Genomic DNA, 13,165 nt, shown 5'->3' with positions numbered 1-13,165 from the left:
CCGGTTTGCAGGGATGCTTACAGAAGGTACGCAGATCTGGCTACAGAAAAATATTCTATAATCTATTATTGTAATGAGGGTATAAATAAATTATTTATAACCTTAATTATTTACACCCTAATTTTTTTACTTCCCAGTGGATTTACTAGGCTTTAGCTCCGGAGTGTTACCGGGGGTATCCTTATTATCACGACGACGTTTATCAGGTTTTCCTGTCGATTTAGCAATTGGTTTAGGACCACGTTTAAGAGCCATGATAGTTATCCTTTAACGGTTTAAGAGGGAAGCCCTCTACATCGATATATGGGGTGTAATGAAAGTTTTCAATTTGAGGTGAACAGTCTTCCAACGATTAACTTGTTATTGAGTGAGCTATGTCCGATATTTGTATAGAATGGAACAATGCATGCTGCAATCGGTCTACTATGAGCGAAAAACGTATGTAAACACCGAATTCAGCAACCTGTTTGCTTGAGCACTTTTTTAGCATTCATTGCTATCACTCAACTCGACGCTGCTTTAATATTTTGCTTATTTCGTTCACTGCCGCCTGCTCTTCTTTTTGGAACGTATTTGGTTCAATGGTCGCAATCAAAGATTGATAACTTAAAAATGCGAAACAGCTCCCATCAATATCGTAATAAGATCAGTTTTTCCGTTGTACATAGCCCAGATAGCCGCAGCGAAAGCTAACAAAACGGTAAAAGCATAGAACGGCTTCAAGCGCTGAATTTTATTTCGTTGTTCAATTTTGATGTTTTCAGCTCTAAAGGGACGGTCAGCCAGTAATTCTTCGTTTGTGCAATGAACATAGAGTTTGAACTCACTTTTAGAATTATCATTTACGTTAAAATCCCCGTTAACGTTTATGTCACCGCCATTGTTAAAGTCTCTCAATTTTAACTCCATACTCTAACATTACACGATTGAATGCTAATAATTTAATAGATGGTGCCTCACCCGTAAGTGGTGCACTCCCCACCTTCTTCTCTGATCATTACTCATACAAAATTAACGTCGAGATACCTCTTTTGCAACATATTTTCGGAAATATTTAATATGTGTTCCGATAAGATTTCTACATAACGTTTAAGTATCCCACTTAGCAGACGCGTCAGAATCAAGCGGTATTTTGAAAGCTCTTCATATTCTCATTTGATTTTATCGAGGCAGCTCATTAACACCGTCATTTACCTAAGCGGTGTATGCAAACTCTCCTAACCCGGCATTTCCTGTTTGCAGGGTTAGAAGGTGTTCAGATTTGTTTCAGTCAACCAGCCACGCCTCACGACAAAGAGTGTATTATTCAACTATTACGCCCTTTTAGATGCCTTCTTGGCATACCAAATGCGGGGGGGAACACCATCTCGCTTCAAGATTACATACCGTTCTCGGATGCCAGATGAGTCGCTTGATTTGTATTTTGAGAAACTGAGCGTGAAGATGAGGCCTCGTTTGCTGGATTTGAGCACTTCGTCGAGCCAGTCACGTTCTGCCCACAGGATTGCCCCCTCATCCCGATATTTACTACGAGCACCTGGTTCTTGCCTCCACTCACCCCAGACTCCGCTCTTCAATACCAGTCTATTTATATCGTCATGCCACAGCCGTTCATCATCATCGGAGGCCAGTCTAAGCAACTTGTTGAGAGACAGCCCTAGTTTTGGACGGGCTTTAGCTCCCCGAGCGGCCCACTCTTCACCCTCGTCAATACCAATGGGATATTTCTCCGGTTCCCAAATCAATGGGTTGAACGGATTATTCGCAGTGTAGCGATCAACACGTCCATCTGAACCAAAATGTGGCAACCAAAGATCGTAATCAGGGGACCTTGAAAACTTTGTACATTGCCCGACCGCACCACGTCCCTTAATCAGCGCGGAATCTATACGGACATGTACGCCATCCGGTGAAGTCCAGTAACCGTAAAGCGGTAGGAACTTATCATCCGAGTCTTGGGAAAAACCGACCTTAGCAAACAGCGACTCTTTGCCAAGAAGCGTTTCTTGATTTTCTTTGCGCTCGCCGAGTAGGTATGCCCGAGCCTCTTCTGGAACACAGTCTTTATGATCTGATAACCATGAGCCATCATCAAACGAAACATCTTCGTCTTGTAGGAATTCTTGCCAAGGGTTCAGGCCATCCAAATAATAGCATTGCCGTGCCACGGGCAAGGTCTTCACGAGTGTGGTTGCTGCAAAAAGGCGAGCATGCCGTTGAATGTGTTCAGCATAGGTCTCGAACTGTTCGTCGGGACAGTAGCGAACCGTTTCGGGAAAATCGGAAATGCTTTTTGCACTTGGCCAACGTTTGATCACTTCATCGGTTATGTAATCACTGGCTTCATTTTTCGATATATCAAAAAGTCTTGCCAAGCTTGGAATATCGGTTTTATCAAATTCATATCCAAAATCAAAATCAGTTCGTCGGTCTTTATTGATCGGCCAGCCATCGCGTTCAACGATACATTTTAGAGGCGTTTGAACATCTACCCACAGTTTCTCCAGTTCGGAACTCATGAATTTATCGCCCTCGATATGTCTGAGGCATCGGGCAAGATGAAGTTTGTTGAGCACGTGCAAATCGGTTCGCTTTGCTAGCGCTGCAATTTTTGAACTCAGAGGTTTGAGCTTTTCTCCATTGTGCAGAGCCGCGCGCGCCAATCCCATCAACAGCCATTGCTGTGCATTCAGAAAAGCAAAATGATGCACATCTGAGGCCAAAGATGAGTTGTCAACCGAATCAAAACGATCAAGCAAGCAACCTATATCTTCTGTCAATCCGACATCAAGCATGCCCTTCAGACTTCGTGCGACACACCATCTGACAAAGGCATCACTATCACCAAGCAGATGCCAGATGATATCAGCGAGGACGTCACTTTCGTCACTCTTGCCTGCGAACGCAGCGCGATACTCACCTTCGCCAATTTCATCACCAACCTTTGCAACTGAACTGGAAAGCAAGTCCTCAAAAGCATCTAAAGCCGTCGAAGGGTCAGTGTGGCGAGATAGACTGGTCGCCAGTTGAAGCCATTCGTCTCCTCCGAGCTCAAGGCGCTCCTTCGCTACCGTTTCTAAAACGGTTTGCAACACGAATTTTGGATCGCCGCAAAGTTTGGATAGACGAAGGATGTGTCTGGAGATGCCCGAATATTGGAGCTCGAAAAGCTCGGATCCCTTGAATGCAAAAAGCTTCTTGATCAGATCAGGTGCGCTCTTCCTTGCATGCACCGAACTATTGCCCCAAACCTCCACGCATTCGATTATAAGGTCGAGTGCGCGATCAAATTCAAGCTCGGTAGACTCACAAAGTGCCTCAAGAAACTTGACCCTTTTGGCATACGGGCAAGCAGTCCGGAGTTCCTCTAGCAGGCGACCTCTGCTAACGAATAGCAGCCCATCACTGGACTTAATTTTTTGAATTGCCTCATCCACCGATGATGCAGATGTAAAGTCACATTTGGCAACAATCGTCGCGACGGCTTTGTTTCGAGCCTGTTCATCCTGCTTCTTGCTACGCTCCTGTACTCCGTATTCAGCGCTCGCCCCACCATAATTTCTTTTGGTATTTTCGATAACGCGCCTACGCCGCGCAGCTTCCCGCTGACCTTGGAGATGATCACGTAAACTCACGTCATTGATCTCTTCAATGGCATCCACACAGCCCAGCAGGCTCTCCCAGAGCCCTTCCCACCCACCAAAACTGTGCTCTTGATCGAGCTTCGTTGCCACAAGAGAGAAGATTGCAGCCTTTTCCTTGGGATTGGCAACCGAAAGCAGATCGTGCAAACCCTTACCGACCTGCCACTCATGCCAGCCATGATCTTCACATATTGTGAGAAGCACCGCCGCACGGCGCGCATCAAGATGTCCCGCTTTCGCGAGGTAGCAGGCAAGCTGTGGAAGTCCGTAGGAATAATCCACAACATCCTGATCATCCCAGCGTATCAGCTTATATATCGCCGGAAAGCCGATGGATGAAGCGGCGGCACGTCCGAACAGTGTCCATCCGAACTTTGATGGCTCATGCTGGAAGATCGTCTGACAAAGGTTCATGAGCCGGTGCGAGACCTCCGGCTTCACAAACCCTCCAGGCTGTTCTGCGGCGTAGTGCAAGGCGGAGTAAATCAAGTCGAAGTCATTACCACCCATCTGATCAAGTTCAACCAAACCTTGTGCGTAGTACTCCTGTGCTTCGCCAATGCTCATCGGTAGCAACGATGCAGCCAAATCCTGGTAGGACTCGCCGCGTTGTTCGATGTAGTCATCCTTTACTATGTCGCTGGAAATCATCGCGGAGTACGCTCCTGCGACATCGGACAGATTGGGGCACCTAGCGATAAGAGCGAGTACGCTTAGCTTGTCACCCAGCGAAAACCGGTTCAAGCCAATGATTTCAATGAGCTCTTCAGCCTCTTTCTTTTCGACCGTTTCGCAATGGCGAAGCAGCAGTCTGGCAAGTCCAATGCCGACGTGTCGCGCAACATTGTCTCTTCCGGTTTCAGCTCTCCAGTGGACATCGGGTCTCAACGAAGATTTCCAGACAGTCAAGAACTCGGCCAGAACGTCATTTGAAAGCGTAACCTTCGACAGAAGGGCTGACTCAATAGGTTTGACTAGCTGCAGGACGCAGGCCACGCCCTTCACAATATCTTCTCGTTCATGCCCGGAAAACTGCTTGCGTTTCTCTGGCTTCCGACCCTTTCGCCCCCTGTTGTGGTCTCTTGTGATGATGAGGTTATCAAGGAACGCGCTGAAGTCAGCTTCGGTGGCTATAGATTTTGCCTTTCGCCCTGTTTTCACTTCCTCCGGCAAAAGATGATGAAAAGACAGCTCTTTGCCTGACGACCAGGACGTGATGCAAGCCGATTGAACAGACATCCAAACACCGTTAATGCCATGACGTTCGCCATAGTCGTAGCATGATGGCCTACGGTATCGACATAACTTGAGCAACCGCTTCGCGGCCTGCCTTGAATTCACGATTAAGGAGTCCATCGCCGCACCAGCAATAGCCCCCTGCAGCTCCATTTTATAGTCGGAGTTATCTTGCGGAACTTTGTTCTTGTAACTCTGTGAAAGCAAACTCGTCGCTAGCGAAACAGCCTTGAGTTGGCTTTTCGAAAGGCCATACTCCTTAGACAGGAGACCGATTTGCAAGGTAAGAGACAGGCACCTTTTCGATGCTGCGAATTTGGCGAGGGCCTGCAAAGCATCACTTCCATTCGAGACTTCGTGTTGTGCGCAAAGAGTGATCAGTTCTTCAATTACGGAAAGTGCAAACTTGAAACTCCATATCTGGATATTCCGGTTAAACGACGAGTACTCGTTCTTCAGTACACTCAAGAACATAATCGCCGCGACGTCAGATGCCTCCGGCCCCGAGCGGTCAAACCGTTTGGTCTCATCATCTTTATTAAGATGCCAATTTATCCACCCAATGGCCCTGTTTTGATGAATGCGCGCTTCGTCCAGTTCATCGGTAAAACTGTAAGCGACGATCAGACGTGCATCACGCCCACCGCGCCAGCCAGATCGATCATTGAACAGGCGGCGAGAGGCATCAGAATCTCCAAGGATCGTCGCCAGTGCCGGAGAACGCCGGATAAACTGATCACCCCTCGCATTTGCCGAAGCTACCTGTGAGAGTTGCATGGTCAAGCTCAGAACTCTGTCTAGGTTGTCGCCTCGTATGGCAAGCGAGAATGCCGCATAAAGGCGCGCAAGTTTCAATTTTCGCCGTCCATATTCAGTCTCGATCATAGAAGGAAACTCATCGGAGCCAGCAAGCTGATAAGCTCTGTCGCTGTCGCCAATTACCACAAGGAAATGCGGAAGCGCTTCTGCAGCGTACATTGAATCTTTCTGGCGCGTTAGAAGCCTATGTGCAATGGACTGCTGGGCTGCTGCCTCTCTTGCATAGTGATCCTTGATATAGGTTTCAGTGGGTTCGTCGCGAAAAATCACACCATGTTTGACCAGCTCAAGCATCGGCGCAAGATCGGATGCCGCGCTTTTGACTTGCGTTTCTGACCAGCCCAGAGCCTCAGCAAGTTCAGTTAACGGAATGGGTGGTGGAAGAAGCGATAAAGCGGCGAAGAATTCGCGAATCTCGCTCTCAAGCCAGCCTGCCATATGTAGATCCCGGAATATCTTCACGCATTTTTGTGCGATCAATTCTTCGACGGATATTTCGCTCTGCGGCGCATTGCCGGACACATGCGAGTCCCAACTTTCGACGAGGTACTCAAGGACGCGGGCATTTCCTTGCGATCGCGCAAAAACTGCGGAAAATTCCACATCGGTGATATTTTTACGCCTTGTTTCAAGAAAGCTCCAAGTTTCCTCCTTCGTGAATGGTTCGAGCGCGAGACGCTTCGTCTGGCTCTTTCCGATTACACTTTCCATCCTGTGAGGACGCGCAGTAAGCAGAAGCTTCACACCTTCGATAGGTTCTGCGCTCAGCGATGCAAGGAGAAGTCTAGGGAAGGCGATTTCATTTCGCGCCTCAGCTTCCAACTGCGCATTGTCTGCTGCGTCCAAAACAACCAGTATACCTTGCAGTGAAGACTGACTTTTGACAGTCTCGCTCGCCTGCTTGAAACGCTTGCGGGCAATTTCGATCAACCCATATTGATCGCTGTCGGTTGGAAAAAGTGGATCGCAGAGTCCACGGGTCGCCAGTTCATTGACGATTTGCAGAAGGCCAACCCGAGGAAGGTGACGTGCCTGGGCTTCAGAGCGATACGACCCGCCACCGAAACAGTCGAACACCACGATTTCGAAAGTATCTGTCAGATATGTGGTCAGGCTCTGGATGAAGACGGTTTTTCCAACACCGCCGTCAGCATGGAGGAATACGGGAAGATTGCTGGCTTCGATCTCGTCTTTGACATCTTGCGAGGCGCTGCGCTCAACGACATCACCAACATCAACAAACCGCGTATCCGCTGGAAATAACTGATCCTCATCACATTCAAGAGCATCGAGGATATCTTCACGCCTGATAGAATTCTTGCCCTGCCCCTCGATTTGCGACTTCTCTCGGACAAGCTCTACGAGTGCAAACAGCCTCCTTGCAGCCAGTCCGCTTGAGTCAGCCGACCAATCACTGATTGTTCGTCGCAAGAATCGGTTCTGCGCAGGTAAATCATTTGTTGCAGCACGAAACTCGATGAGCAGGAAAATATCCTTCGCTTCGACCTTCTCTTCCTTGCACCAGGTTTTGAGGTACTCAAGTTGCTTCTTGGCGCTACTGGACCCCGGTGCACGACCCGATTTCAAGCACGCGATAGCATCCCAAAGCTCACAAGAAAATTCCGCATTCGTCACGAACCCGAATGACAATTTCTTCGCTATATCTTCATCCGAAATGCTGGCCTTAAAGTTTCGCAGTGTTGCAGCGAATTTCTTGATCGTTTTTTTCAGATAGGATGATGTGACGGGCTCGGAAGCTTCCTTGTATTTGAACTGCAAAATCTGCTGGGCTATGCAGGTCTCGAAAGTATCTCCATTGCCATAATAAAGAACAAGGTCAGCTATATCCTCTGCCTCTTTTCCAAGCTTTAGATCTTCGTTAGGGGATAGGCCTTCGATCACTATCGCGAAAAGATCATCCTTCGGGAACACAAGCTGAAGAGCTCGCCGCGCTGCCCACCGTTCATGAAAAGTGTGTCCCGCACGTGATACTCTGACTTTGTCTACGCTCCTTACTGCTATATTCATAGAAATCTTGACCCTTAAAAATTATTTTATTTCACCATATCCACGTTTAGAGACCTAAGCCAGAACATACTATTGTAACTACTTGAATACCTTTAATATCCGCTATTGGCGCAGACTGTGTGAAAACCCTTGCCATAAACTTAGGGCGCGCGTCTACGCAAAATATGAAATTGCTCAATTGGATAGTTAGGGCCAATTTTACACACGAGCACGGTTTTAAGCTCTATTTTCGGCCGTCTCTCTTTGACCAAACACCTTTTCACACAACATATGCACAGAACAGGCTCCCAGGGCATTTTCACGGGTACAATTCCACTACGAGGACAGAAACAACACTACCCTCGTAGATAAAACCATAGTAACGATTACCAAATGAACGTAGACCGCTCAAATCAATTTATGTAACCCGGCCTATTGGGTGGTCATTATGGTGGTCTTGACAGAAAGGGAATTCAGGTTTAGCTTATTTATTAGCCAGTTACTGGCAAGGGCGATCCCAGTCAGAGGAGCCATATTTAGAAAAGCCCGCTTAAGGAAACTTAAGCGGGCTTTTTGTTTTTCTGTTTTTCCTTTCGTCTTATTTTTCATCTTGCCCCGTTATAAGGGATAAAATCGTTTTCTCTTCCCGTCTGTCGCGGTAGTCTCATAACAGTCGTTAATATATCGACTGCAATGTGCGTAACCTTATTCCAATACTAATAATTAGAAATCAGTACAGACAGGATAACTATGGATTCCACCCTCATCTCCACGGGTCCCCAGGAGGACACATCTTCGCTTAACCGCGCCCGACGCGCAGCACTCGGTAGCTTCGCTGGTGCCGTGGTCGACTGGTATGATTTTCTGCTTTATGGCATCACTGCCGCACTGGTCTTCAATCGCGAGTTTTTCCCACAGATAAGTCCCGCGATGGGTACGCTCGCCGCGTTCGCCACCTTTGGTGTCGGATTTCTGTTCCGCCCATTGGGTGGAATAATATTCGGGCACTTCGGCGATCGCCTTGGCCGTAAGCGCATGCTGATGCTCACTGTCTGGATGATGGGGATTGCCACTGCGTTGATTGGCATTATCCCCTCTTTTGACACCATCGGCTGGTGGGCCCCCATCTTACTGGTGACACTGCGCGCCGTTCAGGGATTCGCCGTCGGCGGTGAATGGGGCGGCGCGGCATTACTTTCCGTCGAAAGTGCCCCAAAAAATAAAAAAGCGTTCTACAGCAGCGGCGTTCAGGTGGGTTACGGTGTCGGCTTGCTGCTCTCTACAGGGTTAGTCTCGCTGATTAGCTCGCAAACGACTGATGAACAGTTCCTGAGCTGGGGCTGGCGTATTCCGTTCCTGTTCAGCATCGTATTAGTTCTGGGCGCATTGTGGATGCGTAACAGAATGGAAGAGTCCGCAGAGTTCGAGCTGCAAAAACAAGAACCACCGCAGGCGAAAAAACGACTGCCGGTCATCGAAGCGCTAACCCGCCACCCGGGGGCATTTTTAAAAATTATTGCCCTGCGCCTTTGTGAACTGCTGACGATGTATATAGTCACCGCTTTTGCACTCAACTACTCCACCCAAAATCTGGGACTACCACGCGAATTGTTTCTCAATATCGGGCTGCTGGTAGGTGGGCTAAGTTGTCTGACTATCCCCTGCTTTGCCTGGCTTGCCGACCGCTTTGGTCGTCGCCGGGTCTACATTACCGGGGCGCTGGTCGGCACACTCAGCGCATTCCCGTTCTTTATGGCCCTGGAAGCACAGTCAATCTTCTGGATCGTATTTTTCGCGATTATGCTGGCAAACATCGCCCACGACATGGTGGTCTGTGTCCAGCAACCCATGTTTACCGGCTTGTTTGGCGCAAGCTACCGTTACAGTGGCGCAGGAGTTGGCTATCAGGTCGCCAGCGTGGTTGGCGGCGGCTTTACCCCGTTTATTGCTGCAGCACTGGTCACGTTCTCCGGCGGAGACTGGCACAGTGTAGCCATTTACCTGATGGCGGGTTGTCTGATTTCTGCTGCCACAGCAATAATGATGAGAGATAAGCAGCACGGTTAAGTCTTTTCGCGAAGACCATCTGGTCTTCGCATTTTCTTCCTCAACGTCTGACTTTTGTTTCACATTCCTGTGACATACTATCGGGAGAGCAGCACATCTGTGGAACAAGGAGACAGACATGAACAATAAGGGCTCCAGCCTGACCCCGGCTCAGGCGCTGGATAAACTGGACGCATTGTATGAGCAATCAGTTAAGGCTCTGCGTAGCGCCATTGGCAAGTACATTGACACCGGGACACTTCCTGATGTAATCGCCCGAGATAAAGGTCTTTTTGTTTACCCTTCACTTTCTGTAACCTGGGATGGCAGCGCCACCAATCCACCAAAAACTCGCGCTTACGGACGTTTTACCCATGCTGGTTGCTATACCACGACCATTACCCGCCCGTCGCTCTTTCGCCCTTATCTTGAAGAACAGCTGACGCTGCTGTATCAAGATTATGATGCTCACATCTCCGTCGAGCCATCGCAGCACGAAATCCCCTATCCCTATGTGATTGACGGTTCTGAACTGACACTTGATCGATCGATGAGTGCCGGATTAACGCGTCATTTCCCTACCACCGAGCTGTCACAGATTGGCGATGAAACCGCAGACGGGACTTATCATCCGGCGGAATTCTCCCCACTGTCACATTTCGACGCCCGACGGGTAGATTTTTCACTGGCACGACTGCGTCACTACACGGGCACGCCGGTTGAACATTTCCAACCCTTTGTACTGTTCACCAATTACACCCGTTATGTTGATGAATTCGTACGCTGGGGATGCAGCCAGATCCTCGATCCTGACAGTCCATATATCGCGCTCTCCTGTGCGGGAGGGATTTGGATCACCGCTGAAACAGAAGCCCCGGAAGAGGCTATCTCCGACCTTGCCTGGAAAAAACACCAGATGCCTGCCTGGCATTTAATCACCGCCGACGGCCAGGGGATCACGCTGGTAAATATTGGCGTAGGCCCGTCTAACGCTAAAACCATTTGTGATCATCTGGCGGTCCTTCGCCCTGATGTCTGGTTGATGATTGGGCACTGTGGTGGTCTGCGCGAAAGCCAGGCAATTGGTGATTATGTTCTTGCCCACGCCTATCTGCGTGACGACCATGTGCTTGATGCCGTACTGCCTCCTGACATTCCTATTCCGAGCATAGCGGAAGTTCAGCGCGCACTGTATGACGCCACCAAAGAGGTCAGCGGTATGCCCGGTGAAGAGGTGAAGCAACGGTTGCGTACCGGCACTGTCGTTACGACCGACGATCGCAACTGGGAATTACGCTACTCCGCTTCTGCGCTGCGCTTTAACCTCAGCCGCGCCGTAGCTATCGATATGGAAAGCGCCACTATCGCTGCTCAGGGCTACAGATTCCGCGTCCCTTACGGCACTCTGCTTTGTGTTTCCGACAAACCGCTGCACGGTGAAATTAAGCTTCCTGGTCAGGCTAACCGATTTTATGAAGGTGCGATTTCTGAGCACCTGCAGATTGGCATCCGGGCTATCGACCGCCTTCGTGCTGAAGGTGACCGACTGCACTCCCGCAAATTACGTACGTTCAACGAACCGCCGTTCCGTTAAGGCCTGAAGGTAACTATGCACAACTCAACTCCCCTTTCCGCTCTGCGCAATCTACTGTTGGCCCTGGGGCTTGACGGTATGATTGTTCCACGCGCTGATGCACACCAGAGCGAGGATTGCACGCCACACGACAATAAACTGGCCTGGCTCACAGGCTTTAGCGGCTCAGCAGGCCTGGCGTTAGTCCTTCGCGATCGCGCCTTAATGTTTGTCGATGGACGCTATCAGGTTCAGGTACGTAACGAAGTCTCCCTTGATGATTTTGAAATTCATCATCTGCACGATGAGCCGCTGGCGGACTATTTACAGGAACACGTCGCACCAGGCACTCGTATTGGCTTTGAACCCCTGTTGATGGTTAACAGCCAGTTTGAATCCCTGTCGGCCACCCATTGCGAACTGGTGGCTCTGGAAACCGATCCTTTCGACCAGGTATGGCTCGATCGTCCTGCGGCACCGTGCGGCATCATCCGGGAAATGCCTGTTGAAATCAGCGGTGAAAGCAGTACACAAAAACGTGCACGGATCGTAGACCAACTTGCCCGGCATCAGGCTGATACTCTGGCTATTACCCTTCCTGATAATATTGCCTGGCTGCTCAATGTGCGTGGTTCAGATCTTGATATGGTCCCCGTCCCTTTTTCATTTGCCCTGCTGCACCGCACCGGCGAACTGGAGTGGTTTGTTGATACCAACAAAACAAAGCAGTTACCCGAAGCCCTGCTGAGCACGTTGACCCTTGCACCACAAGAGGGTTTTCTCTCTCGCTGCCAGCAACTGGCACAGGGAAAACGTTTTCTGGTTGATAAGGACTATGCCCCGGTTGCTTTGCGTTTTGCGATTGAACAGAACGGAGGTGAAGTTCTTTGGGCCCCGGATCCAATCACATTGATTAAAGCTCATAAGAATGACACTGAACTGGCAGGCTATCGTGAATGCCATGAACAGGATGGTGCTGCATGGGTTAACTTCCTCGCCTGGCTGGCGCATGAGGTACCACTACGTGAGGCGGCCGGTAATCCGGTAACCGAGCTGGAAGCACAAGCCAAACAGTTGGCGTTTCGCCAGCAACAACCCGGGTTTATTGAGCAAAGTTTTGGCACTATTTCAGCTTCAGCCAGTAATGCGGCGATGTGTCATTATCATTCCAGTGAAAAGACAGATACGCCGATTACCTCACAGGCCATGTATCTGAATGACTCCGGTGGTCAGTATCAAAACGGTACCACAGATACGACGCGTACCCTCGCCTTTGGCCCACAGGATCCGCAGCGCCGACTGCACTATACGGCAGTACTGAAAGGCTTTATATCGCTGATCACGCTACAATTCCCCAGCGGCACTCAGGGTCATCAACTGGATGCGTTTAGTCGTCGGGCTCTTTGGGAGCTGGGGCTGGATTACGATCATGGCACCGGACATGGCGTGGGCCACCAGCTACTGATTCATGAGCAGCCCCACCGTATTGCCAAAAAAGTAAATCCTTGGCCTCTGGTCGCAGGCAATATTATTACTATCGAGCCGGGATATTATCTGGCAGGTCAATATGGGATCCGCATCGAGAATCAGGTAGAGATTATCGAGAGTCGTCCAGGCTTTTGCCGGTTCGCCTCACTGACGCAGGTCCCTATCGATTTGAACCTGGTTGAGTTACATCTGTTGAGCGAAACAGAAAAGCAGTGGATTGATGACTACCACCAGCAGGTAAGAGAAACACTGTCGCCACGCGTGGACAGTGACGCACGTCCATGGCTATTTGCAGCCACAGCACCGATTCGTGTTCAGGCCAATTAACGTAAAAAAGGCAGCCCTCAGGCTG

7 protein-coding genes are annotated in these 13,165 nt (G+C 49.5%); 4 read left to right on the top strand and 3 right to left on the bottom strand.

Annotated features, from left to right (window positions below; all coding sequences use genetic code 11):
* Positions 1 to 126: 126 nt before the first annotated feature.
* From AACS05_RS09105 to AACS05_RS09095, 3 genes are all read right to left on the bottom strand, one after another.
* A complete protein-coding gene (locus AACS05_RS09105; protein ID WP_255351253.1) occupies positions 127 to 255 on the bottom strand; it encodes a hypothetical protein in 129 nt (42 codons plus the stop codon).
* A 351-nt stretch (positions 256 to 606) separates the two neighbouring features.
* Positions 607 to 909, bottom strand: coding sequence for a hypothetical protein (locus AACS05_RS09100; protein WP_223306985.1), 303 nt, complete (start codon positions 907 to 909; stop codon positions 607 to 609).
* A 404-nt stretch (positions 910 to 1,313) separates the two neighbouring features.
* Positions 1,314 to 7,727 carry a hypothetical protein gene (locus AACS05_RS09095; RefSeq protein ID WP_045441742.1) on the bottom strand — a complete coding sequence of 2,138 codons (6,414 nt, stop codon included), beginning with the start codon at positions 7,725 to 7,727 and terminating at the stop codon, positions 1,314 to 1,316.
* Between the two features lie 427 nt (positions 7,728 to 8,154).
* On the opposite strand from AACS05_RS09095, the gene AACS05_RS09090 reads away from it, so the two are divergent.
* From AACS05_RS09090 to AACS05_RS09075, 4 genes are all read left to right on the top strand, one after another.
* Complete coding sequence (locus AACS05_RS09090; protein WP_071828917.1) at positions 8,155 to 8,337, top strand: hypothetical protein; 183 nt, start codon at positions 8,155 to 8,157, stop codon at positions 8,335 to 8,337.
* 119 nt (positions 8,338 to 8,456) lie between these two features.
* On the top strand, positions 8,457 to 9,773 hold the full coding sequence (gene shiA / locus AACS05_RS09085) for a shikimate transporter (protein ID WP_045441739.1): 1,317 nt from the start codon (positions 8,457 to 8,459) through the stop codon (positions 9,771 to 9,773).
* A gap of 118 nt (positions 9,774 to 9,891) precedes the next feature.
* Complete coding sequence (locus tag AACS05_RS09080; protein WP_045441737.1) at positions 9,892 to 11,346, top strand: AMP nucleosidase; 1,455 nt, start codon at positions 9,892 to 9,894, stop codon at positions 11,344 to 11,346.
* A gap of 15 nt (positions 11,347 to 11,361) precedes the next feature.
* A complete protein-coding gene (locus AACS05_RS09075) occupies positions 11,362 to 13,140 on the top strand; it encodes an aminopeptidase P family protein (RefSeq protein WP_045441735.1) in 1,779 nt (592 codons plus the stop codon).
* Positions 13,141 to 13,165: the final 25 nt, after the last annotated feature.

It is taken from the genome of Citrobacter sp. S-77 (assembly GCF_963864895.1).
Taxonomy (GTDB): domain Bacteria; phylum Pseudomonadota; class Gammaproteobacteria; order Enterobacterales; family Enterobacteriaceae; genus Citrobacter; species Citrobacter murliniae.
This window is presented reverse-complemented; position numbering and strand designations above follow the sequence as displayed.